We start from the raw sequence: 26,996 nt of genomic DNA on the forward strand, positions 1-26,996 counted from the left end.
CTTTTTTACATAGCATTTATAAATTTAACATAAGGTATTTGTATTCCTTTAAATTCATTTTTTGACGAATATTAGCACGATGAAACTCTACGGTTTTAATTGAAATATCAACGTGGCTCGATATCTCCTTGGTTGAAAAGCCAAGGGTAAGATATTTAAGTATTTGTTGCTCGCGGTCAGTCAATTGTGCCGTCATTTTTTTTAATTGGGTCTTTAATTCGCTGTTTTTCATGGCGTTATGAACTATCGAAAGTAATGTATCAATATCAACTGGTTTTTGAAGAAATTCAAACGCTCCTTTTTTGACCATTTCAACAGCTGTATGTATTTCACCGTGCCCTGTTAAGAAAATGGTCGACCAATGCTCAACTTCATTTTGGATTTGAAGGTAGAGTTCAACCCCTGAGGTTTTTGGCATTCGTAAATCAAGTACTAGGCAGGCTGGTTTTAACGTAAAGATAACCTCTGCTAGGAAGGTATCGGCATCAAGGTAACTGTTTACTTGATAGCCTTGGTCTTCCATTAAAAGGGAGAGTGACCGTAGTAGAATCGGATCATCGTCGATTATATAAACATCCATGGCTATTAACTTGTTGCTGGTAATGTGAATTGAAAGTGTGTTCCATTGGGAGTGTCCTGCAAACGAATGTATCCGCCGCAGGATTCAACAATATTACGACAAATAGAAAGCCCTAACCCAAGCCCATCTTGTTTACCAGAAACAAAACTATTGAAAATCGATGACTGCATTTCGGGACTGATGCCTAGACCATTATCTATGACATCGAAGTAAACTCTGTTTCCTTGCTCAGAGATGTTAATCGTAATTGTTGGATTGTGTTTTTGTTCGTCACGCAGCGCCTGATAGGCATTTTTAATCAAGTTAATGTAAACCTGAACTAAACAAGTGTGATCAGCCTTAACTTTAATAGATGAATGTTCAGGCAAAAAAAAGTTGATTTTGAGATGACCAATTTCATGTTGAAGTAAGGTGATCGCTTCGTGAAGGCAAGTGTACGGGCAAATATCGGTAATCTCTTTGACTGACGAAGCTTTCACTAAAGAGCGTATTCGGGTTTGTATTGCCCCCATACGTTGTAGGGCTAGCTCTGCGTCTTGGTTATGAAGAGAAATCCGCTCGATATTAAGTGATTCTCCCGTTGTCATACATCTTAGTGCCATTTGGACGTTGAGCATGGCCGACTGAAGTGGCGTTGCGAGTTCATGTGTAATGGTGCTACTCAATTCTCCAAGCGATGCAAGATGTGACATTTTGTGAATATTTTCAGATTGCTGTTTATTTTGTTTTTCTAAGCGAACTCTTTCATCTCGTGATAACCCCATCATGAGAGCCAAAATAGAAGAGACAGTGAACCCCATTTGCAATTGTGTAGGTGTATAAAGCGAAATGTGAGCCAAAGTATATGTTCCTGCTGCCAGAACATTGGTCACTAATGAATTTAATGCTCCTTTAAACGCACCAAATTGAACAGAAAACCAACAGATTGGAATTAGAAATAAATAGGAATAATACGAAATACCTTCGTAAATACTAATAAATGCAAATATCAATGTTCCACATAATATACTGCCAATAAAGAGGAGTTTTTCGTTATTTCCAATATTTCTTAATAATTGAAAGAATTCTTTCGTAGAATTATTCAAAATCCAAAAACTAAATGGTGCTATCATCATGATGCCTGCAAGATCTCCAGACATAAATGAAAAGAAAGCATCTCTTAGGGCAAATTTGGGTATTACATCGTAATGATTATATAGAGTGATAGCAGCGCATGCAGAAATAAAGGTAGTAATCAATGAACCCAAAATGAACTTGGAAAATAACGTGCTAGTTAAAAACGGGCTTTGCATCTTAAACCAAGTACGAAGCATAAGAGCAAAGCTACCGTATACAACGACTTGTCTCAGGTTATTTATCCATACATATTCCGCAAACTCCCACGGTGTCTTTTCAGGAGATGAGGCGAGTACAGCTGCAACAAACACCAATGGCAAATAGCGCCACCCTCTGTAATAGATCAGAGCAATAGTTAGAGCTGGTGCAGGGTAAAAACAAGCGATTGCTGTATTGTCCGGATAAACCCTAAAAAGTGTTCCGGTTTGGTAACATGCCCAGAACCAAAAAATGAAAATTAGAGATGATTTTATTAATGATTTCATAATATACGAATATTAGATAGCTTTTTATATTATACGTAATTACATCATTTGAGCTAGTTTAAATTTATGTTAAAGATATGACATTAATAAATATTGTTAGTGCAACCTAGGGTTTTACCCCAGTTAATAAAAATCATAATTAGATTATCATTAAATAAAAAACGAAAGGTAGTCTAAATGTTTTATAAAAATGTTATTGTGGCGAGTATGTTTCTTGCGCTAGCTGGCTGTAATGGTTCTTCAAGCGATTCATCAGATAATACTTCTCAAACTGCTACAGCAAAGCAATTCACGATTATTGATGGTTATTTAAAAGATGCCCAAGTCTACGTTGATCGAAACGCCAACCAAGTAGCAGATGAAAATGAGGTGGTCGGCACTACTGATGAAAACGGTCAAATAACCATTAACAATGTGAGTGATGGGCAAACGATTATCGCGGTTATTGATGCTGGTACAACAACGGATCAGGATTTTGGCAGCGTGGTGGGACACAGCTACCAGATGGCATCAAACAGTAGTTCTTCCGTAATCACGCCTTTTACCACACTAGCGGTAAAGCAGAACATCTCTTTGGCGGACGTTGCTTCATTAGTGAATCTTCCTGAAAGTGTTGTCAGTGGTGACTATGTTAATGCGCAAAGTGAAGATGCTGATAGAGCGCATCTTATAGCACGTAGTGCAACTCGAACATTGTCTGATTTGAGCAGTAGTGACGATGATATGCTGGATAATTTTGCTGATTTTCGTGATAGCGCAGCAGAAGTGCCAGCAAGCCAACTTGATAGCGTCAATTTGGAAATTAACGATGGTAAAATCACTCAGATAGCGGCTAAACCGACCCTAAAAGAATTTTTGCAATCTGGTTCGTTGACCTCATTTAGCCTAAATGAGTTTTGGCGTCATCTATGTGAAGACGAAAATATCGACAGTAGCGCTGGAGAAAACTGTTCTGGTCTTGGAGATGGATCAACTCGATGGACATTTAACCTAAGTGATGCAACGAATCCAACGGTTATCGTTACTGATGCGAATGATTCAGAAACAGATACTTATCAGGTCAAATTCGATATTAATTTTGCCAAGGGCGTAAATGCTTTTTCTTTAGCGTGGGTTGAAAATGGACAGACCAAAACATCAGAGATGAAAGATAACTTTATCTATACCGAAAATGGTTTAGCGATTGCCGTGTCTGTGGATAGCGACTTGCAACTTTACACAACGGCTAATACGAACCAATCATTGACAGGTTTTACGGCTATCACCTTGGATGAATCACAGTGGCAGGGTAAAACATTATATCATTTGAATGATACTAAACAGATTTCCAGTGATTATCCTTGGAAAGCTGAACCCCAAATGACGACTGTGAAACCGACTGTTATTGCGACCAGTGGTTCTATTCAATTTGGCAATACTCAATATACCGTATTACAAGAAACGCCAGATTTGTATCTCATCAAAGATGCTAATAATCATCCTTCTTTGCTAATTAAAGACAAAGGGATGGCGGAACGCTTGATGAGTGATTGGAAAAAGATGCCAACTGACCAACCATCAAATTAAATGATAATGCCAGATTAGGTAGGAAAAAAATTTTTATAAATTAAAAAGGCGATAGATAAATGTCACCTTTGAATTTTTCTCACAGTTAGTGTCTGTTCTTTTCGATTATAAATCACTAAAAAATAGTTACAATTCCTTTAAATTGTATAAAGGAATTGTGAATTTATGGAATGGTTAAGTTTTATTGTATTCGGACTTTTGATTGTGGTGAGTCCCGGTGCTGACTTTGTCTTGGTATTTAAAACCAGTGCGCTGCAGGGTAGAAAAGCGGGCGTGTTAACCGCGCTTGGGATCGGTTTAGGCGTATGTGTTCATGTGACTTATTCTGTTATAGGAATCAGTCAGTTAGTGCAACATAATGTGTGGCTATTTAATTTAATCAAATATCTCGGAGCCGGTTATTTGGTGTACTTAGGTGTGAAGGGGCTATTTCAGTCTAAGTTTCATTTAGCTGTTCCTAGCAAAGGGGATTTGCACTCTAATACATCAAAAGCGCGCACTGCTATCCTGCAAGGATTCTTGTGTAATTTACTTAATCCCAAAACCATGCTGTTTTTTCTTAGTGTGTTTAGTCAATTGATCGCGAATCAACCGAATGGAGAGACTGTTTACGTGATTGTCTATGGCGTTTATATCGCTCTGCTGCATTCACTATGGTTTACCGCTGTTGCTTATTGGTTAACATCAGCGACCGTTTCTACTTGGATGACGCGTTTCGGGCATCGAATTAATCAATTGTGCAGTGCAGTGCTTATCTCGTTTGGCGTATTATTAACGCTCAACCGCTAGTATTAGGTTTGTTCGTTGGTTTGATAGTTTTTTTGTTTTGCTTTTTTCAGCATTAATGTCAGTCCTGACGCGACAATCATTAAACCACCGATTAAAGTCGCTGATGTCGGGATCTCGTCAAACCACCAATAACCCACTAAACACGCAAAAACAATTTGAAAGTAAAACAGCGGTGCAAGATAGCTCGCTTCTGCAACTTGCATCGCTTTGATTAAACAAAATTGTGAAATGATGGTAACGGTTGGCACTGCGAGAAGGTAGGGCCAATCTTGCCACTCTGGCATTTTCCACCATTCTGGATTAATACCAAGCAGTAATGTTGATACTAATCCTAAGATACTAAATGTATTAATAAAAATGGAAATAAATTGTACATTACCATTAATCATTTTGGTCGCTAAGTTATAACCCGTTGCTGCAAATACGATAAGCAGTGGCAATAAATACATCCAGTCAAAGGTTGTCGATAACCCAGGTTGCAGTATCACCATCACCCCACTAAAACCAAGCACAGTTGAAATGATGCGTCGTGAAGACATAGCTTCTTTAAAAAATACAATGCCAGCAATCATGTACGCAACTGGGCCAAGTTGAGCGATCATAATGTAAGTGTTTAATGGAATGACTTTTAATGCGACGACAGAGGCGAGTGCACAAAACAAAAACAGTGCAGATCGAACAATCAGCCAGCGTTCAGTGGCTTTTATCGCGATAACAAATTCTTTGCGCAGAAAGACGAACATCAGCACGGCGGGGATCGCAAACCGAAACCACAAGATTTCCATCGGATGGTAATCGTGCTGCATTAGGTATTTGTCTGAGCTGTCTTTGATAGTAAGTGTGAAGGTGGCAAGCAATACAAGTAATGCGCCGAGTGTATTATTATGTTTTGTATTCACAGATAATTGAATTTTGTTCGTATAAAGTTGAATTATGTTATCAGCTATTTCACTGATATTCATGCGTGAAGCTGAGTGGTTTTTTGTCGTTTTTAGCGGTTATGTGACGTCAGTCATACATCTACTTATCCAGTGAATATCTATCTTAACTCGCAAAATTCGAGGCAGTGGACAAATATTTGACCACATAGTGAGGAAATTCGTGGATTTATGAAGCAAAAACGACCTGTTGTGCCAAAATTAACCTATCTTATTAATCAAGTATATGAAGAGTTCGGATTAGGATTGGCTCGGTAAACTGAATGATGATTAAACCCTCTGATTATTCTGCGGTGTATAAAGAAGCGCTGGCGCAATTAAAAACGGCTAGTGTGGAGCAGTTGCCCGAATTGCAGTCTTTGATTAAGGTCACTGCTGATACCTTCAATTGCCCAATGGCAACGTTATCTCTATGTGATGACCATGCTAATAATCCTACCCAAATTTTTATTTCCTCAGTCGGTATTGAAGAAAAGGGCATTGATAGCCCCAATTCGTTTGGTCGTTATATTGTTAACAACAAACAGCGCCTAGTGGTACAAGATGCCGTCAAAGACCCTCGCTTTAAAGATAATCCGTATGTGCAAAAAGAAATGATTCGGTCTTGTGCTGGCTTTCCTATTTGCATTGACCCGGAGGTGGTTGTCGGCTCTCTAAATGTGTTTGATAATCAAATCCGTGAGTTTGATGATAATGATATCGAACAACTAGGTCGCTTAGCTCAAATTGTTGAAGGGTTACTTCGGTCAAATCTTAATTACCTTCAAGCTAAGATTGCTTTTGAGGAAGTGGAATTTCAGCGTGTTTTGCTGGCGAGAAAAGAAGAGCTATTTAACGAGCTAGAAAAGGTGTCCGGTGTTGGTGGTTGGGAATACGACATGGAAAGCGATGAGCTGGTATGGACCAAGCAGACTCGCGAAATCGTCGGGGTTGAAGCGGATTTTGTACCAACACTCACCAGTGGTTTTGATTATTTTGCACCGGAGGCTCGTGACATTATTGAAGAAACGGTAAACCGAGCAATGGTCACTGATGGTAAGTGGTCGAGTGAACTGCCGTTTATTAATGCAAAAGGTAGACACATGTGGGTGAGAACCACAGGGCAAGGTATCTATAAACAAGGAAAAATGTGTCGTTTGATTGGCTCTTTTCAAGATGTGTCAGAGCGTAAGTTTATCGAACAGAAGATGAATGAAAACGAGCGGTTGATGCAATCACAAAATAGTGAGTTATCGGCCATTGTGGCCAATATTCCTAATGGGGTAGCGGTTTATGATGCACGTGGTTTGCTCAAGTATTGGAACGAACAACATATTAAGGTTTATCGTAAAGAGTCTTCTCAAATGAAAGTCAGAAACTCATTTCGAGAGTTTCTACGCACTCGTTACGAACGACAAGAAACGGCAGATAGTCCTGATGAACTAATGGAAAGAATGTACGACGCTTTTGATGCCAGTGAAACACTGCGCACCATCTATTACTTAAAATCGGGTGAAATCGTTGAAGCATTGTATAGCCAGTTGCCAGACCGAGGATGGATCATCACATCGGAAGATATTACGGCTCAGGAGCGCAGCCGAGAAGAAATCGAATATGCCGCACACCATGACATTTTAACGGGTTTAGCAAACCGTACCCGTTTTAATCATTATGGCGATACACTGATGTCTGCAAAAGAGTCGGGTGAGTGTCAGCATCTGCTAATGTTAATTGATTTAGACCTTTTCAAGGAAGTGAACGATACCTACGGTCACTCCGCTGGTGACGATGTACTTAAAGAAGTCGCTAAACGGCTATTTAAAGAGGTCGAGATTGACGATTTAGCCTGCCGGTTTGGGGGAGATGAATTTGCCATAATCTTGAGTGGGCAAAACGAGATTATTAAACGTGCTGAAAGTGTAGCGAAGAATATTGTCAAGGCGATTGCTCAGCCATTTTATGTGGCGGAGCACGAACTTACGATTGGTATTAGTATCGGCATGTGTGTGATTGCCAGACAAGACAGTAAGTTAAATGAAGCTCTAAAACACGCCGATATTGCTTTGTATGCAGTAAAAAATGCCGGTCGTAATGGTTATCGCTTTTATGACCCATCTATGGTTGATGATAGACGAGAAAAATAACCCATAACGAGTACCGTTATGGGCCTTTGTGACTAAAAAAGAGGTCGTTTTATTTAATGTGGCATTAACGTATCAATATCTTTTTGTGTCGGTGCTTGGAAATTATATTTCTTTAATAACGCCGCATATTCAGGTGTTTGTTTGAATTTTGCCAATCCATTTTCTAACGCTGTACGGACTTCGTCATTGCCTTTCTTCACACCAAATCCATTTAATACTGGGTAAAGCAGGCTATCCGATGAAATTACCACACGATTGCCCAGTTTTTGTACCACACCTCGAGCGACTGCCGCATCAGTAATTTGTGCCTCTACTGCGCCAGATAACATGGCTTGAGTGGTTTGTGGATCGGTTGGGTATTCACTGATAGAGATAGGTTTTAGACCGTTTGCGACACAGTGCTCTTTGGACAGTTTCTGAATTTGCTGCAGCCAAGATGTACCAGCCATAGAACCGATCTTATGACCACAAAAATCTTCAGGAACTTTCGGTTGATAAGCGCTGCCTTTGATTGACAAGATCGATTCGCCACTTTTCAAATAGGGGATCATATCAATCACTTTCATACGATCTTTGGTGATGTACATCGATGAGTTAGTAATGTCAAAACGATTTCCGCGCAATCCTGGGATAAGGTTTGCCCAGCGTGTGTCCACTGTCACGGCAGTTTTGCCCATGACTTTAGCCAATCCATCTAAAAATTCGATGTCGAATCCAGCTGGAACATTGTCTTTCATATATTCATAAGGGAAGAAAGTAACATCTGAACCCGCAATGATTTTATCCTGCTGCTTGAATGCAAATGCGCTGGTGGCTGTTAAAGACAACAAGACCGAAAGGCTGCTTGTTGCGATGATCTTGGTGAATTTACGTGTCTTAAGAGATGTGACGTTCATAATGATTCCTTTCATTAGCGTGTGATCTACAGTACAGGGTTATTCAAATGGTATAAAAATGGCATGATTAATCCATAAATGAAGGATCAATGGTCGCGATCAGTTGTTTCATTTCTTCAAAATGTTGTTTAGAAAAGTCAGTGATTTTTTCCCAATCTTGAGCGGTCTTTTCTGCGACTTCATCGGATAATACTTTTAGAGGTTGCCCAGTCGATCTGGCTGCAACTAAGATTTGGCATGCGCGCTCAAGCGTCCAAATGTCATCGAACGCAACACCAATATCATTACCTGCGACCATCACGCCATGATTACCCATCAGCAAGCGAGTATTATCTTTCAATAGCCCAGCTAAACGCGCGCCTTCTTCAGTGGTATCAGCCATACCGCCATACATGGTATCAACGGAAACACGGTTAAAATAACGTGCCGTATTTTGATCGATAGGGGTAATGGTTGGATTCTCAAGCGCTGAGATAGCCGTGGTATATACCGGATGAAGGTGAAGGACGACGCGAACATCTGGCAATAAACGATGAATTTGACCATGAATCGACATTGCAGTCGGGTCAACATCATTACGTGAGGCATTATTGGGGTCGTCGGCATTGAGTAGCAATAGATCGCTGGCTTTAATTCGTGAAAAGTGCATCCATTTAGGATTAAGCAAAAATTGCTTACCATCCGGTGACACTGCAGCACTAAAATGGTTAGCAACTGCTTCGTGCATTCCTAAGTGAGCGATGATGCGAAAGGTAGCCGCAAGATCAATGCGTGTCTGTTCTTCTAGCGTTAGTGACATAGTTTGCTTCCTTTAAAAATGCTCAGCCTAACAATAAGGCTGAGCAATCAGTGCAGTAGTTACTGTTTTGGCATGAGTTGTTTAATGTCTTCTGCCGATGGAGATTGAGCATTGTATTTGGCAAATAACGCCTTGTACTCAGGTGTCTGACTGAACTTTTTGATACCCGCCGTGAGCGCTTCACGGACGTCATCATTGCCTTTTTTCACACCAATGCCGTTAAGAACCGGATAGAGTAATTTCTCGGAGCTAATGACGACACGAGACCCAAGTTTCTTCACCACACCCTGAGCAACGGCGGCATCAGTAATTTGCGCTTCTACCGCATGTGACAACATCGCTTGAGTTGCTTGAGGGTCAGTTGGATATTCGCTGATACTGATAGGTTTTAAACCTTTTGCTTCACAGTAATTGACGGAAAGATCTTTCATCTGTTTCAGCCAAGCGGTACCCGCTTGAGAACCGATTTTATGGCCACAAAAGTCTTCCGCTACTTTAGGCTGGTAATCTGCCCCTTTAATTGACAAAATTGACTCACCTGTTTTTAGATAAGGAATCATGTCGATGACTTTGAGTCTATCTGGCGTGATGTACATGGCTGAGTTGAGAATATCAAACCGACCACCTCTCAAACCCGGAATGAGATTGGCCCATCGAGTATCAACTTCAACTGCGGTTCTTCCCATCGTTTTAGCAAGACCATCAATAAACTCGATATCAAAACCAGCTGGTTTACCTTTATCCATATACTCGTAGGGATAAAAAGTAATATCTGATCCTGCAATGAGCTTGTCTGGCGTTTTGAATGCCAACGCATTCATCGAAGTCATAGCCAGAAAAGAGCACACTCCACCCATCATTGTTCGGCGCACGACAGTGGTTAACGTATTAGACACAAACGACATAATTATTCCTTTAATGGCAAATTAAGCTGAAACGGTATCAGTTCCTGCTTGTTGTTCAAAAAACGATGCACCTTTAGGCTTTTGAGGTAGGCGAAGTTCGTTTTCAGTACAACGGATTTTGCCACTTGAAGAGCCTGCGACGAGAGTGCCTGCATGTTGACTTGGTAATGGGTTTTCACATAGTGGTAACGCATCTTCTGCAGCGTATACACAGATGTAAAGGGTGCGAGGATCGTCGGTGTTATTTGGGCTTGATGCATGTAGTAAACGAGTATGCATAAAGCAGACACTACCTGATACGCCGGCGCATGAAATTGGATTCTGACAATGCTCTTTTTCTACATCGTCACTGATCACGCCCGTAAATTGATCATCATTCCAGTGGGAGAATAGCGGCCCTTTATGACTACCTGGAATCACTTGCAATGGTCCATTTTCAGCTGTGACGTCGCTGATCATGATCAGACAAGTAACTAAGTCATCATTACTGTGTGGCGTAAAAGGAAAATCCTGATGCCATTTTACTTCTGTTGCAGTATGCGGCAGCTTAGAGTTAATTTTGCTGTGATGTAAGCGCGCACCTTGGCTGCCGACCAACTGGCCTGCGATTTTTGCTACTTTAGACGTTAACGCCATATTTCGATAAGCATCCGAAATATCCGTTGGTGAAGTAACACGACGTAGTGATGGGTGCTCTGCGCTGTGATCGCTTTCAATATCGAAACGTGCACGACCATCAAGTGTTTCTCCCCATGGTTGTTCATGTTGGCGACTATCTTGCACCCATTGATCAAAATCTTGTTGTAAAGAAGCGATTTCTTCTGGGGTTAGAACATTTTCTACAACCAAAAATCCGTTTTTTTGATACTGTTCAACTTGTGATTGCTCGATCATAAATCCTCCTTGAGCTTGGTTTAAGCAAGAGAAACATCTTTCAGGAATGTTTCTACACGCGGGTTGTGCCCTTGGCGTAAGACTTCTGGGCTGTCATCACACACGACACGACCTTGTTCCATAAATACGATTCTGTCTGAGACTTTAAATGCGAAGTTCATTTCATGAGTCACAATGACCATTGTGATTCCTTCGCTGGCTAAATCTTCGATAACCTGTAGGACTTCATTGACTTTTTCTGGATCAAGCGCCGAGGTTGGCTCATCAAATAGCATAATTTGCGGACGCATCATCAATGCGCGGGCAATCGCCACTCGTTGCTGTTGACCACCAGATAATTGATGTGGGTATTTCCAGGCATGTTCTAACATGCCAACCTTATCTAGCAGTTGGTAGGCTTGTAGCTCTAGGTCTTCTTTACTGCCCATTTTATGGTAGCGCGGTGCTAGCATAAGGTTATCGAGCACTTTCATATGCGGGAAAAGGTTAAAACTTTGGAAAACCATCCCGATTTTGGTTCGATGCTCACTGTATTCCACAAAGCGAGATTTGTTATTACCAAAATGATGGTATTTCAAATAAGGGTTACCATTGAGGTGAATTTCCCCACGGTCTAGTTGCTCTAATCCATTCATTAAGCGAATTAACGTTGTTTTACCCGAGCCGGATGGCCCAATAACAGACGCAACTTGGCCTTGTTGAATGCTTAAATCCACGGCTCGTAGTACTTCCACATCATTATATGATTTATGCAGTTTTGTGGCTTGGAGCGCTGGTGCATCTATTTGCTCTGTTGGTGAGAATTTAGGTGTTGGGGCACTCTTCACCTTTTGAATGAGCGCTTCTGGTAATGTGTGATCTTTTTGACCTTTTGTTACATCCAAAAAGTCTTCTAGTCTGTTTAGTAAAAAGTCGAACACGGTGACAATAAGGACGTAGTAAACCGCAACGGCTGCCATTGTCTCTAATACCAAGAAGTTCTGTGTATAAAGGCGTTGACCCACCATCAAAATTTCAGTTAACGAGATAACGGAAACCAGCGATGTTAATTTTACGATGGCGATGTATTCGTTTGCGAGAGCAGGCAGGGCAACCCTTAATGCTTGAGGGATAATCACCAACCATTGAATACCGGAATATTTTATACCCAGAGCTTTTGCTGCTTCACCTTGCCCTTTAGGAATCGAGAGTAAACCACCACGATGAATTTCAGCCACATAAGCACTTTCGCTCAAAACCATCGCGATTAAACCCGCCCAAAATGGATTGGTAAGTAGGCCGCTTGTGGCTGGGAGGGCCTGAGGTAAGTTGTAGACGAATATGAGCAAAACGAGCAAAGGTAAACTGCGGAATAGCCAAATGTAAAACTTAGCTGGTCCTCTTAGTATGCCTAACTTAGACTGTTTACCTAAGGCCAAAACAAAGCCAACAATAATGCTCAATACCCAGCTAAGGATACTGAGTTTCACCACGGTCCAACTGGCTAACCAGAAGTCAGATAAGTGAAATAAGCTGAATAAGTAGTCCCAATCAAATGACATAAAATCGTCACCATTCCTTGTAATTCTAGCGATAGCTTGTTTTAGATCAAAACATCGCAACTCCAAATATGTACCAGCACTATGACCTCGGCAGTGGATAAAGCGCAATTATAATTTTTGTCGTTTCTAGTTTAAAAAAAACTATGTTTAATGATTTTGGCTATTTAATGTTGAATATTGGGTTGGTTACTTCAAATCTAGTGCGAGTGCTTCTATTTGGTGCAGGTGGATGTTACGAAGGATTAATTAATTATCATCAACGTGTTGCATTAATTGGGCAAAACTATCGTTTTATAGTCCTTTTAAAACATAAGGTTAACGTTTTTAAATAAGTGTTAAATTTCGAGTGGCATGTCAATTGCTGACTAAAGATGGAGTTAAAGTCGTAAAGCAGGTGAACGATGAGAAATTTTACCCTTAAGCAGTTACATTATTTTGCAACCGTCGTTGAAACGGAAAGTATCGCTGAAGCATCAAGAAAGTTACACATTGCTCAGCCATCCATTTCAATTGCCATCAAGAATTTAGAAGACACATTTGGACAGCAGTTGCTCATACGCCATCACGCACAGGGCGTTTCACTGACGCCAGGTGGCAGGCGCTTTTATATTAAAGCGCAGGAGTTGCTGCGTTTATCCTATGAATTTCAGCAAAACTCCTTAGCAGACAGTGACATAACAAGTGGTAAAATAACGATCGGTTGCTTTGAATCTGTGGCGCCTTTATATATCCCTAAACTTATAGCGGGGTTTAAAAATGTCTATCCGGAAATCGATGTTCAGTTAAATGATGGTGAACAACATGAAATAATGAGTGGCCTGCATCGAGGGCAGTTTGATTTAGCACTCTTGTATGATTTAGAGCTGGATAATTCGATTAAGAAAGATGTTTTAAATGCGCCAGATAAACCGTATGCACTGCTGCCTAAATATCACCCATTAGCGATGAAATCCTCAGTAACATTAGCGGAATTAAGCCGTGAACCTATGGTGTTACTCGATGTTATTCCAAGTAAAAACTACTTTTTGAATATTTTTGCTGAGAAAGGGTTACACCCTAAAGTTGCCTATTCATCGCCTTCAATCGAGATGGTGCGCTGTATGGTTGGGCAGGGGCTAGGTTTCTCCATGTTAGTTACTAAGCCTAAATCTAATATGACCTACGATGGCAAAGAAGTCGCCTATGTTGAAATTGATGACGAGATGGAAGACTCGACCTTAATCATGGCGCATTTGAAAATTAATGAACCTACTGTTCCAGCTCGTTTATTTATGGATTATTGCCGCGATTATAATTTCAATAATGAAATGCCATTAAAGCAGGTAGTGTAATTTTTATTATGGTTAATGACCGTTAATATTTTTTTTCTATCCAATAGGAAGTTTTATAATATTTTACCGCTTTTCTTCTATGCCATAAGCTGATTTCACTCTCTTAAATAAAATAAGAAATTGGGTCAGCTCCCAAAAGGCATAGTTTAATGAAAGAAAATAGTAATTATATCGACACATTAATTGTGGGTGGTGGGCAAGCTGGTGTAGCGATGAGCGAACACCTAACCCGCGCCGATGTTCCGCATGTTGTTTTAGAAAAAGGTCGTATTGCTGAAGCATGGCGTTCTGTACGCTGGGATTCACTGGTTGCGAACGGACCGGCTTGGCATGACCGCTTTCCTGGTCTTACTTTTACTGGTGAAGGTCCAGATAGTTTCGTTAAGAAAGATCGTGTTGCCGACTATTTCGCCGAATATGCTGAAAAATTTCAATCACCAATCAAAACTGGCGTAGAAGTATCTAAAGTTGTACGCAATGAATCTGGCCGTGGTTTCGTGATTGAAACCTCAGAAGGTACTTGGATTGCTGAGCGTATTGTCTCTGCAACGGGTCCCTTCCAAGTTCCAGTTATTCCAGCTATCGCGCCAAAAGATGATGAGCTCTATCAAATCCATTCGGCACATTATCGCAACCCAGAACAACTTCCTGAAGGCAGTGTTTTGGTTATCGGTGCCGGTTCGTCAGGCGTACAAATTGCCGATGAACTACAACGTTCAGGCAAAACAGTTTATCTCTCTGTTGGTCCGCATGATCGTCCACCGCGCAGTTATCGCCAGCGTGATTTTGTTTGGTGGTTAGGTGTGCTCGGCCTCTGGGATGCAACGGCAACAGAACCCGGTAAAGAACATGTAACGATTGCAGTAAGTGGCGCTCATGGTGGCAAAACCATCGATTTCCGAGAGCTTGCACAGCAAGGTTTGAACCTAGTAGGTCGCACCGATTCGTTTAATGATGGCAATGTTTATTTTAATAATGACTTAGCTGCCAATATTAATGCGGGAGATGATAACTATCTATCGTTATTAGACATGGCAGATGAATACATCGAGCGTAATAAACTTGATCTTCCTGAAGAGCCAGAAGCGAGAAGTTTCCTTGCTGATCCTGAGTGTATGACTAATCCAACCACGGCGTTGAACCTTGCCGAAGCTGGGATTACCACCATCATCTGGGCAACTGGTTTTGATACTGATTACAGCTGGTTACAAGTGGATGCGTTTGATGAAAATAACAAACCCGCTCAACAACGCGGAGTGTCTAAAGAACAAGGTGTGTATTTCATTGGCTTACCTTGGCTATCTCGTCGTGGTTCAACGTTTATTTGGGGTGTGTGGCATGATGCCAAATACATTGCCGATCAAATCGTGATTCAGCGTCAATACCAACAATACCGCATTGAAGAATAAGATAAGGAGAGCATGATGCCAACTCATAAACGAATTCGTATGTTCAATACCAAAGAAACGTACCCTAACCAGTCGTTAGATAATGACCTTTGCCAAGCCGTTGTTGCCGGAAATACTGTGTATGTCCGTGGTCAAATTGGGACAGATTTTGATGGTAATTTGGTTGGATTAGGCGATCCTACCGCGCAAGCTGAACAGGCAATGAAGAACGTTAAGCAGCTGCTAGAAGAAGCGGGAAGTGATCTTTCTCATATCGTGAAAACAACCACTTACATTATAGACCCACGTTATCGTGAGCCTGTTTACCGTGAAGTCGGTCGCTGGCTAAAAGGTGTTTATCCTATTTCGACCGGGATTGTTGTAGCTGGACTCGCGCAACCGGAATGGTTAATGGAAATTGACGTTATTGCAGTCATCCCTGAAGAATAAGGAAACACATTTATGACGATCTCTATAGCGGCGCGTTGCCCGAAAACTGGGCAACTGGGCATTGCCATTAGTTCTTCAAGTATTTGCGTTGGGGCGCGCTGTCCTTGGTTGTTAGCTGGGGTGGGGGCGGTATCAAGCCAAAATATCACCCTGCCTTCACTCGGCCACAAAATGCTTAGTGCGTTAGAAGCAGGAAAAACACCTCAAGAAGCGATAAAGCAGGCCATAAAAGAAGATGAGCATAGTGCTTATCGTCAATTGACGATCATTGATATTCACGGCGAAAGTGCTTGTTTTAGCGGTACAGAAACATTAGGTATTCACAACTTAGTGCAAGGTAACAACTGCGTTGCGGCTGGTAACATGGTGGCGAATACTGAGGTGATAGATGCCATGGTGAAAGCGTTTGAGGATTCTGAAGAAAGCTTGACTGCCAGTTTGCTTATTGCACTTGAAGCCGGGTTACAACAAGGTGGTGAAATGGGGCCTGTTCATTCCGCGGCAGTGAAGGTGGTGGATGACTATCCTTGGCCACTGGTCGATTTGCGAGTTGATTGGGCTGACGACAACCCTATCAAAGAACTGAAAAAGCTTTGGCAAGATTATGAACCACAAATGGAGGCTTATGTAACAAGAGCACTTGATCCACGTGAAGCGCCAAGTTACGGAGTCCCTGGAAATGAATAATTCATTTCAGCTAGATAGTGTGCGAGATATTCTTGGTCAGTTATTGAAATTTGATACCACAAGTCGAGAATCAAACCTCGACTTGATGATGTTTATTAAAGAGTATTTAGAAACAGTGGGTGTAGAGTCCACACTCATCTTTAATCAAGAGCACACCAAGGCGAACTTATACGCGCGATTAGGTCCAAGTGGCGATGGTGGTGTAATGCTATCGGGACACACCGATGTTGTTCCGGTGGATGGACAAAAGTGGAGTGTTCCACCGTTTATTATGACTGAACGTGACGGTAAATGTTACGGACGTGGCAGCGCTGATATGAAAGGCTATATTGCCTGTGTATTAGCCGCTATACCGCATTTTCAGCAGAGTCAGTTACGAATGCCACTGCACTTGGCTTTTTCTTATGATGAAGAAGTCGGTTGTTTGGGTGTTCGTAGTCTAATCGAACATATCCAAGCCTCTGCGGATAAGCCACTGATGTGTATTGTCGGTGAACCAACGGAAATGAAACCAGTGTTTGGTCATAAGGGCAAAGTAGCGATGCGTTGTAAGGTTGAGGGGCATGCATGCCACTCTGCGTATGCGCCTGATGGAGTCAATGCGATTGAATATGCTGCAAAACTTATTTCCAGGGCAACGGAGCTCTCAGAGTCTTTAGAAGCGATTAAAGATGATCGATTTTCACCCCCTTTTAGTACTATGCAGACAGGGGTTATCCAAGGTGGAAGTGCATTAAATATCGTGCCTGAATTTTGTTTTTTTGATATTGAAATGCGTTACCTACCGGGTATGGATGCAGGCGTTACATTTGGTTCACTGATTGAGTATGCACAGAACACGTTGCAGCCGAAAATGAACAAAAAGCATCCAGAATCCAATATCAAATTTGAATCTCTATCGTCCTATCCGCCGTTATTAACGGACCCTCAGTCAGAGTTTGCTCAATTAGTAGCGAGTTGGAGCGACAATGATCAATTTGAAACAGTAGCATTCGGGACTGAAGGTGGCTTATTTGATGAACTCGGTATTGCCACTGTAGTTTGTGGCCCTGGAAGTATGGCACAAGGTCATAAGCCGGATGAGTTTGTCACTGTTGAGCAATTAGAACTTTGCACTCATATGCTGAAAAACCTACGCCAGTGGATGACCGAAAGTTAAAATAGAATGTGAGATATTGAATATCACAATAGCCCATCCAATGATGGGCTATTTTATTGTTAAATTTGCTGGAATCACGCGATGGTGACATCTAAACCATGTTTAGTGAAGTCGTTGATAATTGCTTTATCTGCTTTCTGATCGGTGATGAGAAGGTTGATATCAGCAAATTTGCAGAATGATGCGACCGACGTGTTGCCTATTTTGGAGTGATCGATCAGCGCGATCTTGCGTTTGGCGCGGCTGGCCATCAAGTTTTTTAATGAGACTTCGTATAAATTAAAATCTGTCGCGCCCTCATTCTGTGACAAACCGTGTGCAGAAAAGAAGATGGCATCAGCCGAGATATTTTTCACCAGATCTTCCCCAAGTAATCCTTCAATAGAACCGGAGTCTTTTGTGACCACGCCACCAATAAAAATAATATTGATGCTGGGCATGTCTTTAAGCACCAACATGTTGTAGATACCGTTGGTGACGACGGTGAGTTTGCTAAATTGGCCAAGCTTTTTCGAGAGCATGAGCGATGTAGAACTGGCATCTAAGATGATGCATTGGCCATCTTGTATATGATTTAACGCTTCATCAGTAATGATGTTTTTCTCTTCGTGATTTAAATGTTCACGGTTTGAAAATATTAATTCACTGAGTGGACTGGTTTTTTTGACTAGCGCTGCGCCGCCATGGAACTTTTGAATGAGGTTTAAGCTTTCTAGGTAGGCAAGATCAGTCCGGATCGTCGTAGGCGAGGTATTTAAACATTCACTGAGTTCTTTAGTGGTAATTCTTTCGTTTTGTTCCAATAACTTAAGAATATCATCGTGTCTTTTAGACGTTAGCACAGATGACGCTCCTTACATACTTAGTAAATGAAAATACAATCCAACCGGACACTATCAAATTAGTTGGATATTTACAACTGTTTTCACCAACAAAAACAAAAAAACACCAATAAAAAATAGGAAAAATCAAATAACGAAAGCAAAACGCAAACAAAAAAAAGTTTTCCTCGGAATTATTGCTTACTATTTGAACGTCAGAAAGAACAAGACGCAAAGATAGAACTTTTAATACTTCTAATAATTAAGGGGATGACAATGAGTGATTTTAAACCTATTACTGCTGTAACAATGGGAGATCCAGCAGGTATCGGTCCAGAAATCGTATTAAGAATGATGAAGGACAGCAAAGAACTCTATGATCAATGCAAACCTTTTATCATTGGCAGTCTTCCAATCCTACAAAAAACTGAAGACGTCATCGGTGTTACCCAGCCTATCGTTTACAACAAAATCAGTGACCCAAGTGAAGGTAAGTATCAATTTGGTGTGATTGATGTTCTTGAACCTAACCAATATGACTGCTCATCCGTGGTGTACGGAGAAGTGCAAGAGCTTGCTGGTCGCATGAGTGTGGATTACATCATGAAATCAATTGAGCTTGGTAAGGCAGGCAAAATTGATGCGGTATCAACGGCGCCAATTCACAAGAGAGCCATCAAACTCGCTGGGGTGACACAGCCTGGCCATACTGAACTTTATCAAGATGAAACCGACTCTAAATATGCGCTCACTATGTTCTCTACTCATAAATTGCGCGTGTTCTTCGTGAGCCGTCATATGGCGCTAAAAGATGCGATTGATTTTGCGTCTAAAGATGTCGTGCTTGATTTCGTAAAAAACATTAATACGGAGTTAACACAAATCAACTTCAAAAATCCATTAATTGCGGTTGCTGCGATGAACCCACATGGTGGTGATAATGGTCTGTTTGGTCGCGAAGAAATTGACCAATTGATTACAGCGGTTGAAGAAGCGAAAAAACTCGGTATTAATGCTGTCGGTCCATTGCCTGCCGACTCAGTATTCTATCAAGGTAAAGATGGCCGCTTTGATGCCATTTTGTCGCTTTATCACGACCAAGGTCATATTGCGTGTAAAACATATGACTTTGAAAAATCGATCACCATTACTTTCGGTTTGCCATTTATGAGAAGTTCCGTTGACCACGGCACGGCTTTTGACATTGCTGGTAAAGGGATTGCTCAATCCGTAAGTATGCTTGAATCCACTATTAAAGTTGCCGAATACGCCAAAATGAAACACGACAACCAGTAAAGGTGAACGTATGCCAGTAATAGGAGCTGTAGCTGATGACCTAACCGGTGCCACCACGGTCGGAGTGCTATTGTCGCGATCAGGGATTAAAACTGCTGCAATATTTAGTGATTCTAATCTTAATGATAATAGTGATTTAGCCAAATATGACGGTTTGATTGTCAGTAGTGATAGCCGTTCTTTACCCAAAGATCAGGCCTATGCAGAAGTTGCCAAAGCAACCAAGAGTTTACAGACACTAGGCATTACACAATTCTCCAAACGCACAGATACCACCCTGCGTGGTGGTATCGGCGTAGAGATCGATGCCATGCTGGATGTATTGGGCGACGAGTATGTAGCGGTGATGGTGCCTTCCATGCCGAAATCACGCCGGATTATGGTTGGTGGTTTTTCTTTGATTGAAGGAGTACCGCTGATTCGTACTCAAGTGTTTAATGATGTGAAAACACCTGTGCGTGAAAACTACATTCCGCGTCTGATTAGTGAGCAATCTCAGCAGCAAGTTGGTCTTGTGACCATTGATTCGGTGATGGCTGGTGTAGAGGAGCTTAAGCAAGCATTAAACGTTGCGAGAGCAAAAGGTGACCGAATTATTTTGGTTGATGCGGTCTCTGAAGATGATGTTGAAGTGATTGCTGATGCTTTAGTGGAATTGCAATGGAAGGTGTTGTCGGTTGACCCTGGAGCACTCACAGAGAAATTAGCATTACGCCATTGCGATACCCATCAAACCGATGATTCTAATGCCGATTTACAGGTCACCACACGCCACCGCTCGCAGGAAAATAAAATGGTAATTATTGCAGCGGGCAGTGCGACTGAAGTGACGAAAAAGCAGATGGAGGTGTTGTGTGCTGATAAACGTAATCAAAGAGTCCACCTCAATGCTATCGATCTGATTTTGAATACGGATGAAGCGATTCGTGATGCCTTAGATGACATTATGGCGGTGATTAAAAAGCACCCTAAAGCCAAATCCATCATTATCGAAACTGCGTTAAAAGGGCGTCGGCTAGATCTGAACAAAACGGATCATAAATACAATTTGGCACTCGGTGAGTGTTCGAAACGCATTAACGTTGCTCTAGGTGAAATTGTCGGTCAATTGATTCAGCGTGTAGGGAAAGAAAAGGTAGCAGGGCTATACATGACAGGTGGTGACACCATGGTCAATGTTTGTGAAAGGCTGCATGTTCATTGTATTGAGTTAATCGATTACGTGATTCCGCAAACGGACATAGGTCGGTTTATCGATGGTGAATATAAAGATATGCCGTTCATTTGTAAGGGGGGCATGACGGGTAACGACCATATCGTGACCGAGATTGTCGAACGGCTATTTAATGAATCTCTAAGAGGGAAAACTCATGAGAAGGAAAGTAGTAGGGGCAAGCTGGAAAATGCATGTTAATACTCTCGAAGAGGGGTTAGCACTCGCACAAGGAATACATCAGGAAGTCGGGCAAATCACCGACGTGGATATTTTCATTTTGCCAGCTTTTCCATTAATTCAAGGCTTATCAACCATTTTTAAATCAGGGCAGATTGGTTGGGGAGCACAAAATATGTGCTTTGAAACCAAAGGCGCATTTACCGGCGAAGTGCCTGCGCCAATGCTCAAAGAGCTGAACTGTCAGTATGTTGAACTTGCCCACGCAGAACGTAAAAAGTTCTTTAATGAAACCGATTTAACCGTGAATAAGAAACTGCGTATTTGCCAAGAGTTTGGTTTTACTCCAGTGGTGTGTATTGGTGAAACTTCAGAGGATCTCGCTCAAGATCGTGCACAGGCGGCCTTAAAAGAACAAGTTGTGACGATGCTATCTGGGTTAAATCATGATTTTCTAAAACAAACCATTCTTGCGTATGAACCTGTATGGGCAATAGGTAAAAGTAAAACCGCAGGGTTGGATTATATTCAAAATATGCACTGTTATATTCGTAATATCGTGAAAGAGTATTTCGGCCAAGATGTCAGTGATGATATTCGGATTATTTATGGTGGTTCAGTAAGCTGTGAAACATCAGATGAACTATTAGGTTTAAATGATGTGGATGGCGTATTTATTGGTCGTTTTGGATTAAATCCAGAAAACTTTAGAAAAATTACAGAAAGCGCGATTAAAAATATTTGATTTAAAGGAGAAAGAATCATGAATATTGCTATTGGTTGTGATGAAGCGGCGTATGAATTAAAAGAAATTTTAAAAAAACATCTGCAAGAAAAAAATATCAATGTAGTCGATTATGGGACAAAAACGAAAGAAGAGTGCGTGCTTTATCCTGATGTTGCTTTAGATGTAGCGACTGCGATTCAGAATAAAGAATGTGAACGTGGTGTGCTGCTATGTGGGACTGGGATTGGTATGGCGATTACAGCTAACAAAGTGAAAGGCATTCGTGCAGCGTGCTGCCATGATGCTTATTCAGCTGAACGTTCTCGTAAAAGCAATGATGCGCAAATTATTACAATGGGGGCGCGTGTTATTGCACCTCAATTAGCAACCTATTTATTAGATGTATGGTTAAATTGTGAATTCTCTGGTGCAGGTTCTACTGCAAAAGTAGAAAAAATCAAAGAATATGAAAATGAACATTTGGCTGTTTAATTAAAATAAAGAAAGCCAAGTAAAATAATTATAAATATTTAAATCCAATAACTTTTATAATCCATTAATAGCTAACGGCGTTAGCTGTTAGCTATTCCCTCGTTATAAGAGTACTCAACATACTCTTTATAGCTTAAGGAGAATAACGTGAAACTTTTAGAAAAGCTTGAAAAAATGCCAGGCGGTCTAGTGATAGTCCCGCTAATATTAGCTGTCGCGATAAAAACACTATTCCCCGAATTTTTTGAAATAGGAGGTTTTACTACCGGTCTGTTTAAAAATGGTCAGCCCGCGATGATGGGGCTATTTTTGATATTGTGTGGTTCATCGATCAATGTCAGGCAAGTCGGGATGCCCCTTTATAAGGGAAGTATCTTAACAGGGATGAAATTTATTCTTGGTGTATTGCTCGGATTAGCTGTTGCCAAATTTTTTGGCCCGTTAGGTTGGATGGGGTTAACGCCAATGGTCATGATTGCGGCGATCACTAACTCCAATAGCTCGTTGTATATTTCGCTATCAGCTCAGTTTGGTAAGCCAACCGATACCGGTGCAATCTCAATTTTGTCACTGAACGATGGCCCATTTTTTACCTTGGTTGCACTCGGAGCGACGGGCTTAGCGAGTATTCCGTTTCAAGCGCTGGTTGCCACCATTATTCCTCTATTAATTGGGTTTGTATGGGGGAATTTGGATGAGCACTTTAAGACAACGTGCCAAAAAGCTCAGCCTATCGTGACCTTTTTTATGACCATCTCTATTGGTTCTAGCACCGACCTTTCCACATTAGCGACAGCGGGAGCATCAGGCATCATCTTAGGTCTTATTTCAGCTGCGAGCGGTATCTTATTTTATTTCTTGTATAACGCTTTACTGAAAAAAGACGAACGCAGCGCGATGGGGGCGGCTATTGGTACCACAGCATTAAACTCCGCAATGACGCCAGCCGCGATTGCCGCGGCCGATCCATCGATGGCCCACTTAGTGCCTATGGCAACGGCTCAGTGTGCAACGGCATCGATTATTACGCTGTTTTTGTGTCCGTTCTTAGTGGCGTTTTTTGATAGCAGGATGAAGAAAAAACGCGCTAAAGAAGCGGCATTGGATAATCACGAACATGTTCATATTTAAAAAGGTGTGTAGGAATACGCTATGAATATTATGGTCGCCCAATCAGGAGGTCCAACTCCTGCTATCAACGCAACGGTAGTTGGTATTCTGGAGTTAGCAAAACGAAACGATAGTATTGATCATGTGTATGGAGCGTTAAATGGGATTGAAGGGGTAATCAATCAACAGTTTATCGATATCAATCAACGCATACATAATGATATTGAGCTGGATATGTTGTTTTATACACCAGCATCAGCACTTGGTGCTTGTCGTTATCAATTGCCAGAGAATATGAATGATAGTCCCATTTACCAGCAGCTTATTGATGCGTTAAAGGCGAAGGGTGTCACCATCTTTATTTATATTGGTGGCAATGATTCGATGGATACTGTGAAAAAACTCGCTCAATACTGTGAGTTAAAATGCATCGAAGATATCCAATTTATTGGAGCGCCCAAAACGATAGATAATGATCTGGTAGGCACCGATCATTGCCCAGGGTTTGGTTCGGCGGCCAAATACATAGCGACGACATTTGCTGAACTAGAAAAGGACTGTTTTGTGTATAACCGGCCATCGGTCACTATTGTTGAAATTATGGGACGCAATACCGGTTGGCTTACTGCATCAGCAGCACTGTCACGTTTGAACGGAGGTAAAGGGCCCGATTTTATTTATCTTTGTGAAGTGCCGTTCGATCAAGAGCAATTTATTAATGATGTAAAAAGCAAACTCCAGCGCGGTAAACCTGTTCTTATCGCTGTGAGTGAAGGTTTGAAAAACGTTCAAGGTGAATACTTATCAGTGATAAAAGGTAATGCGCTTGATGCATTTGGTCATCAATTTATCTCAGGTACAGGGAAGTATCTAGAGAACTTAGTTCGCCATCGCATCGGCGGCAAAGTGCGCTCGATTGAACTGAATTTGATGCAACGTTGCGCTGGTCATTTATCGAGTAAAACCGACTTAAATGAATCGAAATTACTGGGAGCTAAAGCACTACAAGCCGCGTTAGACGGCGAAACTGGCAAAATGGTCGGCATTCATCGCCTCAGTGATCAACCTTATGCGATTGAATTTGTTGTTGCGGATATCGCACTGATTGCCAATCAGGAAAAGAAAGTTCCACTGGATTGGATTTCGACTGAACGTAATGATGTATCTGCCAGCATGATTGACTACATGAAACCGCTAATTGAAGGAGAAACCAAGCTTAACTACCGAAATGGTATTCCCGAGTATATCAGTTTGTATTAATTGAATTTAATTTTTGTAGGAACTCATCTTACCCTAAAAGCGGACCTTGTCCGGGAGAATCATAATTCACCCGTTATGATTCTCCAGTTATTTCTTACTCTGTATCTATTGCGATTTATTGAGTCGACTTTTTCGGAATCCACATACTGCGGATATAGGAACGATGGGTGACTTTGCTCATTACTATCACTGCAGCAACGTGAATGGCAACAGCAGTCATTGTGATACTGGCTAATGTTTCATGCGTTTCTTTTAGCCAGTGGGCATGATGAAATATACTCCACTCGGTGCCCCAACCAGTTATACCTGTCGCTAAGAGTAATGCCCACATGAGCCATATCATAATAGCGCCAGCGGGGTTGTGCCCAAGGTGATGATCTTGGTGAGTGGCTTTGACCTCTTTTAAATGCTCAATGGCTTTACGAGGTGAAGGTTTAAAGCGAGATAAACGCGCAGGCGAATGGGTGATTACCCCCCAAATTAAACGAATGATCACCGCGACAATGACAATATATCCGGCCCACTGGTGAGGTTCGCTACCTTTGGGCAAGATAAAGTAGTTGGCGAGAAAGAGAGCCGCGACTATCCAGTGAGTCAGCCTAACCAGCGCATCCCAAACAAATGGTTTGTTCATAACCTTTTCCTATTCATAGTGAGGTATACAAACAAAAGCATAAGCTTGGTCACTTAAGAGAGACTTAAGGACGGTTTAGCACTTGGTGAATATTTAAGAAGTCACTCAACGATTGCCTTTAAGCATTTAGGTGTAATGTACAATATTTTGAAAGCGAACGGCTGGGCTGTTAGCTCTATAAGCATGAGGTTGATCTGCGTAGAAGCGAACGGTGTCTTGGGCGACAAAAGTGTGCCATTCGTTGTCATAAAAAAGGTCGAGAGTACCTTCAAGAACCCAAACGGTTTCAAGTACGCCATGGGCGTGTGCTTCAGAGTGTTGTTCGTGATGATTAGACAGATGAATATCAAACATTTCCAGTTTAACCCTTGGATCATAGGGCATCATAGTCACGATCTGCATATTTGGATCATCAGGGAAATCGACGTCTTCTTGTCTGCGCGGTTGTGAGTGTGAGTGTGCAGATGATAAAAACGCTGAGAATGAGGTATCCAAGCCACTCGCAATTTGCCATAGTTTAGCAATGGTTGGGCTCGATTCTTCACGTTCAATCTGTCCGAGCATCGCTTTGGAGACACCGGTCAGTTTTGCTACTGCGTCTAAACTCAATTTACGTTCAGCGCGTAGGGCTTTTAGGTGTTGTGAAATGTGCTGCTTTAGGTGTGATTCTGGCGCTTCCATGGTCAAAGTTCTCATCCTATCTAACTTAATATCAACAATATCATAACTTTATATAGGATGGATGCAAAAAGGCGTATTAAATACGCCTTTATGAGGTTCGATCAGTCGATATAGTGACTCATATTTTCAAGGCACATCTCTGCGACAATTTTATGGTCCTCTTCCCATAAGGTCGGACTAATCAGCTCTGGTGACCAAGCGCCGTCATAGCCCGTTTGCTTCACCGCAGCAACGTAGGCTGGGATATCAATTTCTCCTTCACCTGGCATGTAGTTACGTAGCACCATCTCATCCCATGGTTCATTATCTCGTGGGCGGCGGCCATCGCAAAAATGTACGCCAAATATTTTATTAGCGTCGAAGTTAGCGACATCTTCCGGTGTCGATACTCCTCGAGCATGCAAATGCCAAAAATCCATGACGACTCCGACATTATCGACCCCTAGGGTATCAATCACTTGCATCGCAAGTGGCAGGGTGTTGAATTGGCTCGATGCAACAAATTCTATTTGATAACGGATACCATAACGTTCACCAATACGCGCAATCTCGCCGATATTTTGTGTGATGATGGCTACACGATCTGATGTTGTGCAGTGGTCAGTATAATGACCAGGGTTGAGTTGAACTGTTGGACATTCCAGTTCTGCCGCAACTTGAGTGATTCTCTCTGCTTCGGTCAATAGCACTTGACGGTCGGTGCCACTGTGTCTGTCGACTCCCATAAGAGCATTGATGCAGGTAGCTTTTAAATCGTAATGGTCCAAACGCTGTTTCAATTGGCGAGCTTTACCGCCGTTGTCTAAGTAGCGTATGAGCTTATCGATGAAAAATTCCACACCATCATAGCCTGTCTCGTGTGCCAGGTGGATATCTGACACCGCATTAGAGTGATAGGTGGATACTCCGTGTAGTGCTTTGATCATTTTGCCTCC

Annotated in this window: 26 protein-coding genes; 14 read left to right on the forward strand and 12 right to left on the reverse strand. The window is 41.7% G+C overall.

All coding sequences use genetic code 11. The features are described 5' to 3' along the window. Positions 1-16 precede the first annotated feature (16 nt). Both I1A42_RS17770 and I1A42_RS17775 read right to left on the reverse strand, forming a co-directional pair. On the reverse strand, positions 17-580 hold the full coding sequence (locus I1A42_RS17770) for a response regulator transcription factor (RefSeq protein WP_196124252.1): 564 nt from the start codon (positions 578-580) through the stop codon (positions 17-19). 5 nt (positions 581-585) lie between these two features. Beyond that, positions 586-2,181 carry an ATP-binding protein gene (locus I1A42_RS17775; RefSeq protein ID WP_196124253.1) on the reverse strand — a complete coding sequence of 532 codons (1,596 nt, stop codon included), beginning with the start codon at positions 2,179-2,181 and terminating at the stop codon, positions 586-588. A gap of 177 nt (positions 2,182-2,358) precedes the next feature. Here I1A42_RS17775 and I1A42_RS17780 point away from each other — a divergent pair, with 177 nt between their 5' ends. Then, positions 2,359-3,747, forward strand: a complete 1,389-nt coding sequence (locus I1A42_RS17780; RefSeq protein WP_196124254.1) for a hypothetical protein — start codon at positions 2,359-2,361, stop codon at positions 3,745-3,747. 165 nt (positions 3,748-3,912) lie between these two features. Then, on the forward strand, positions 3,913-4,536 hold the full coding sequence (locus tag I1A42_RS17785; RefSeq protein WP_196124255.1) for a LysE family translocator: 624 nt from the start codon (positions 3,913-3,915) through the stop codon (positions 4,534-4,536). 2 nt (positions 4,537-4,538) lie between these two features. Here the strand turns inward: I1A42_RS17785 and I1A42_RS17790 are convergent, their stop codons facing one another. Beyond that, positions 4,539-5,435 (reverse strand): DMT family transporter, encoded by an 897-nt coding sequence (locus I1A42_RS17790; RefSeq protein WP_196124256.1) that lies wholly within the window; start codon positions 5,433-5,435, stop codon positions 4,539-4,541. 302 nt (positions 5,436-5,737) lie between these two features. Between I1A42_RS17790 and I1A42_RS17795 the strand changes: the two genes are divergently transcribed. Beyond that, entirely contained in the window at positions 5,738-7,597 is a 1,860-nt protein-coding gene (locus I1A42_RS17795; RefSeq protein ID WP_196124257.1) for a sensor domain-containing diguanylate cyclase, read from the forward strand. Positions 7,598-7,650: 53 nt separating this feature from the next. On the opposite strand, the gene I1A42_RS17800 is transcribed toward I1A42_RS17795, so the two are convergent. The 5 genes from I1A42_RS17800 to I1A42_RS25225 all read right to left on the reverse strand — a co-directional run bounded on the left by I1A42_RS17800 (position 7,651) and on the right by I1A42_RS25225 (position 12,632). After that, positions 7,651-8,493 (reverse strand): ABC transporter substrate-binding protein, encoded by an 843-nt coding sequence (locus I1A42_RS17800; protein WP_196124258.1) that lies wholly within the window; start codon positions 8,491-8,493, stop codon positions 7,651-7,653. Between the two features lie 67 nt (positions 8,494-8,560). After that, positions 8,561-9,292 carry a class II aldolase and adducin N-terminal domain-containing protein gene (locus I1A42_RS17805; protein WP_196124259.1) on the reverse strand — a complete coding sequence of 244 codons (732 nt, stop codon included), beginning with the start codon at positions 9,290-9,292 and terminating at the stop codon, positions 8,561-8,563. Between the two features lie 59 nt (positions 9,293-9,351). Continuing rightward, the gene (locus I1A42_RS17810) at positions 9,352-10,197 is read right to left on the reverse strand and encodes a transporter substrate-binding domain-containing protein (RefSeq protein ID WP_230389640.1); all 846 of its coding nucleotides are present in this window, start codon (positions 10,195-10,197) and stop codon (positions 9,352-9,354) included. A 21-nt stretch (positions 10,198-10,218) separates the two neighbouring features. Then, positions 10,219-11,091 carry a phytanoyl-CoA dioxygenase family protein gene (locus I1A42_RS17815; protein WP_196124260.1) on the reverse strand — a complete coding sequence of 291 codons (873 nt, stop codon included), beginning with the start codon at positions 11,089-11,091 and terminating at the stop codon, positions 10,219-10,221. Positions 11,092-11,111: 20 nt separating this feature from the next. Beyond that, positions 11,112-12,632, reverse strand: coding sequence for an amino acid ABC transporter permease/ATP-binding protein (locus I1A42_RS25225; RefSeq protein WP_161158076.1), 1,521 nt, complete (start codon positions 12,630-12,632; stop codon positions 11,112-11,114). Positions 12,633-13,033: 401 nt separating this feature from the next. Here I1A42_RS25225 and I1A42_RS17825 point away from each other — a divergent pair, with 401 nt between their 5' ends. From I1A42_RS17825 to argE, 5 genes are all read left to right on the forward strand, one after another. After that, entirely contained in the window at positions 13,034-13,963 is a 930-nt protein-coding gene (locus I1A42_RS17825; protein WP_196124261.1) for a LysR family transcriptional regulator, read from the forward strand. Positions 13,964-14,112: 149 nt separating this feature from the next. After that, positions 14,113-15,372, forward strand: a complete 1,260-nt coding sequence (locus I1A42_RS17830; protein ID WP_196124262.1) for a flavin-containing monooxygenase — start codon at positions 14,113-14,115, stop codon at positions 15,370-15,372. Positions 15,373-15,384: 12 nt separating this feature from the next. Beyond that, positions 15,385-15,801, forward strand: a complete 417-nt coding sequence (locus I1A42_RS17835) for a RidA family protein (RefSeq protein WP_230389642.1) — start codon at positions 15,385-15,387, stop codon at positions 15,799-15,801. Between the two features lie 12 nt (positions 15,802-15,813). After that, complete coding sequence (locus tag I1A42_RS17840; protein ID WP_196124263.1) at positions 15,814-16,488, forward strand: DUF1028 domain-containing protein; 675 nt, start codon at positions 15,814-15,816, stop codon at positions 16,486-16,488. Then, positions 16,481-17,647, forward strand: a complete 1,167-nt coding sequence (gene argE, locus I1A42_RS17845) for an acetylornithine deacetylase (protein ID WP_196124264.1) — start codon at positions 16,481-16,483, stop codon at positions 17,645-17,647. The genes I1A42_RS17840 and argE overlap by 8 nt, the downstream gene beginning before the upstream one ends. Before the next feature lie 74 nt (positions 17,648-17,721). On the opposite strand, the gene I1A42_RS17850 is transcribed toward argE, so the two are convergent. Next, complete coding sequence (locus I1A42_RS17850) at positions 17,722-18,489, reverse strand: DeoR/GlpR family DNA-binding transcription regulator (RefSeq protein WP_196124265.1); 768 nt, start codon at positions 18,487-18,489, stop codon at positions 17,722-17,724. Positions 18,490-18,744: 255 nt separating this feature from the next. Between I1A42_RS17850 and pdxA the strand changes: the two genes are divergently transcribed. The 6 genes from pdxA to I1A42_RS17880 all read left to right on the forward strand — a co-directional run bounded on the left by pdxA (position 18,745) and on the right by I1A42_RS17880 (position 24,746). Beyond that, entirely contained in the window at positions 18,745-19,764 is a 1,020-nt protein-coding gene (gene pdxA, locus I1A42_RS17855) for a 4-hydroxythreonine-4-phosphate dehydrogenase PdxA (protein ID WP_230389643.1), read from the forward strand. Between the two features lie 10 nt (positions 19,765-19,774). Further along, positions 19,775-21,178 carry a four-carbon acid sugar kinase family protein gene (locus I1A42_RS17860; protein ID WP_196124267.1) on the forward strand — a complete coding sequence of 468 codons (1,404 nt, stop codon included), beginning with the start codon at positions 19,775-19,777 and terminating at the stop codon, positions 21,176-21,178. Then, positions 21,135-21,902 carry a triose-phosphate isomerase family protein gene (locus tag I1A42_RS17865; RefSeq protein ID WP_196124268.1) on the forward strand — a complete coding sequence of 256 codons (768 nt, stop codon included), beginning with the start codon at positions 21,135-21,137 and terminating at the stop codon, positions 21,900-21,902. The genes I1A42_RS17860 and I1A42_RS17865 overlap by 44 nt, the downstream gene beginning before the upstream one ends. Positions 21,903-21,920: 18 nt before the next feature. Further along, positions 21,921-22,376, forward strand: a complete 456-nt coding sequence (rpiB, locus tag I1A42_RS17870; RefSeq protein WP_196124269.1) for a ribose 5-phosphate isomerase B — start codon at positions 21,921-21,923, stop codon at positions 22,374-22,376. A 147-nt stretch (positions 22,377-22,523) separates the two neighbouring features. Further along, positions 22,524-23,507 carry a 2-keto-3-deoxygluconate permease gene (locus I1A42_RS17875; RefSeq protein ID WP_329604838.1) on the forward strand — a complete coding sequence of 328 codons (984 nt, stop codon included), beginning with the start codon at positions 22,524-22,526 and terminating at the stop codon, positions 23,505-23,507. A 21-nt stretch (positions 23,508-23,528) separates the two neighbouring features. Then, a complete protein-coding gene (locus I1A42_RS17880) occupies positions 23,529-24,746 on the forward strand; it encodes a 6-phosphofructokinase (protein WP_196124270.1) in 1,218 nt (405 codons plus the stop codon). A gap of 115 nt (positions 24,747-24,861) precedes the next feature. Here the strand turns inward: I1A42_RS17880 and I1A42_RS17885 are convergent, their stop codons facing one another. The 3 genes from I1A42_RS17885 to I1A42_RS17895 form a co-directional block, all read right to left on the reverse strand. Continuing rightward, on the reverse strand, positions 24,862-25,380 hold the full coding sequence (locus I1A42_RS17885; RefSeq protein WP_196124271.1) for a cytochrome b/b6 domain-containing protein: 519 nt from the start codon (positions 25,378-25,380) through the stop codon (positions 24,862-24,864). A 126-nt stretch (positions 25,381-25,506) separates the two neighbouring features. Further along, complete coding sequence (locus I1A42_RS17890) at positions 25,507-26,076, reverse strand: helix-turn-helix domain-containing protein (RefSeq protein WP_230389645.1); 570 nt, start codon at positions 26,074-26,076, stop codon at positions 25,507-25,509. A gap of 86 nt (positions 26,077-26,162) precedes the next feature. Beyond that, positions 26,163-26,987 carry a sugar phosphate isomerase/epimerase family protein gene (locus I1A42_RS17895; protein ID WP_196124272.1) on the reverse strand — a complete coding sequence of 275 codons (825 nt, stop codon included), beginning with the start codon at positions 26,985-26,987 and terminating at the stop codon, positions 26,163-26,165. Between the last annotated feature and the right edge of the window lie 9 nt (positions 26,988-26,996).

Origin of the sequence: Vibrio nitrifigilis, from assembly GCF_015686695.1 — a bacterium.
GTDB lineage: Bacteria > Pseudomonadota > Gammaproteobacteria > Enterobacterales > Vibrionaceae > Vibrio > Vibrio nitrifigilis.

Bases quoted from the DNA above. Each gene is read 5' to 3' on its own strand.
- I1A42_RS17770 (WP_196124252.1), bottom strand. From the start codon at position 580: ATGGATGTTTATATAATCGACGATGATCCGATTCTACTACGGTCACTC.
- I1A42_RS17775 (WP_196124253.1), bottom strand. From the start codon at position 2,181: ATGAAATCATTAATAAAATCATCTCTAATTTTCATTTTTTGGTTCTGG.
- I1A42_RS17780 (WP_196124254.1), top strand. From the start codon at position 2,359: ATGTTTTATAAAAATGTTATTGTGGCGAGTATGTTTCTTGCGCTAGCT.
- I1A42_RS17785 (WP_196124255.1), top strand. From the start codon at position 3,913: ATGGAATGGTTAAGTTTTATTGTATTCGGACTTTTGATTGTGGTGAGT.
- I1A42_RS17795 (WP_196124257.1), top strand. From the start codon at position 5,738: ATGATGATTAAACCCTCTGATTATTCTGCGGTGTATAAAGAAGCGCTG.
- I1A42_RS17800 (WP_196124258.1), bottom strand. From the start codon at position 8,493: ATGAACGTCACATCTCTTAAGACACGTAAATTCACCAAGATCATCGCA.
- I1A42_RS17805 (WP_196124259.1), bottom strand. From the start codon at position 9,292: ATGTCACTAACGCTAGAAGAACAGACACGCATTGATCTTGCGGCTACC.
- I1A42_RS17810 (WP_230389640.1), bottom strand. From the start codon at position 10,197: ATGTCGTTTGTGTCTAATACGTTAACCACTGTCGTGCGCCGAACAATG.
- I1A42_RS17815 (WP_196124260.1), bottom strand. From the start codon at position 11,091: ATGATCGAGCAATCACAAGTTGAACAGTATCAAAAAAACGGATTTTTG.
- I1A42_RS25225 (WP_161158076.1), bottom strand. From the start codon at position 12,632: ATGTCATTTGATTGGGACTACTTATTCAGCTTATTTCACTTATCTGAC.
- I1A42_RS17825 (WP_196124261.1), top strand. From the start codon at position 13,034: ATGAGAAATTTTACCCTTAAGCAGTTACATTATTTTGCAACCGTCGTT.
- I1A42_RS17830 (WP_196124262.1), top strand. From the start codon at position 14,113: ATGAAAGAAAATAGTAATTATATCGACACATTAATTGTGGGTGGTGGG.
- I1A42_RS17835 (WP_230389642.1), top strand. From the start codon at position 15,385: ATGATGCCAACTCATAAACGAATTCGTATGTTCAATACCAAAGAAACG.
- I1A42_RS17840 (WP_196124263.1), top strand. From the start codon at position 15,814: ATGACGATCTCTATAGCGGCGCGTTGCCCGAAAACTGGGCAACTGGGC.
- argE (WP_196124264.1), top strand. From the start codon at position 16,481: ATGAATAATTCATTTCAGCTAGATAGTGTGCGAGATATTCTTGGTCAG.
- pdxA (WP_230389643.1), top strand. From the start codon at position 18,745: ATGAGTGATTTTAAACCTATTACTGCTGTAACAATGGGAGATCCAGCA.
- I1A42_RS17860 (WP_196124267.1), top strand. From the start codon at position 19,775: ATGCCAGTAATAGGAGCTGTAGCTGATGACCTAACCGGTGCCACCACG.
- I1A42_RS17865 (WP_196124268.1), top strand. From the start codon at position 21,135: ATGAGAAGGAAAGTAGTAGGGGCAAGCTGGAAAATGCATGTTAATACT.
- rpiB (WP_196124269.1), top strand. From the start codon at position 21,921: ATGAATATTGCTATTGGTTGTGATGAAGCGGCGTATGAATTAAAAGAA.
- I1A42_RS17880 (WP_196124270.1), top strand. From the start codon at position 23,529: ATGAATATTATGGTCGCCCAATCAGGAGGTCCAACTCCTGCTATCAAC.
- I1A42_RS17885 (WP_196124271.1), bottom strand. From the start codon at position 25,380: ATGAACAAACCATTTGTTTGGGATGCGCTGGTTAGGCTGACTCACTGG.
- I1A42_RS17890 (WP_230389645.1), bottom strand. From the start codon at position 26,076: ATGAGAACTTTGACCATGGAAGCGCCAGAATCACACCTAAAGCAGCAC.
- I1A42_RS17895 (WP_196124272.1), bottom strand. From the start codon at position 26,987: ATGATCAAAGCACTACACGGAGTATCCACCTATCACTCTAATGCGGTG.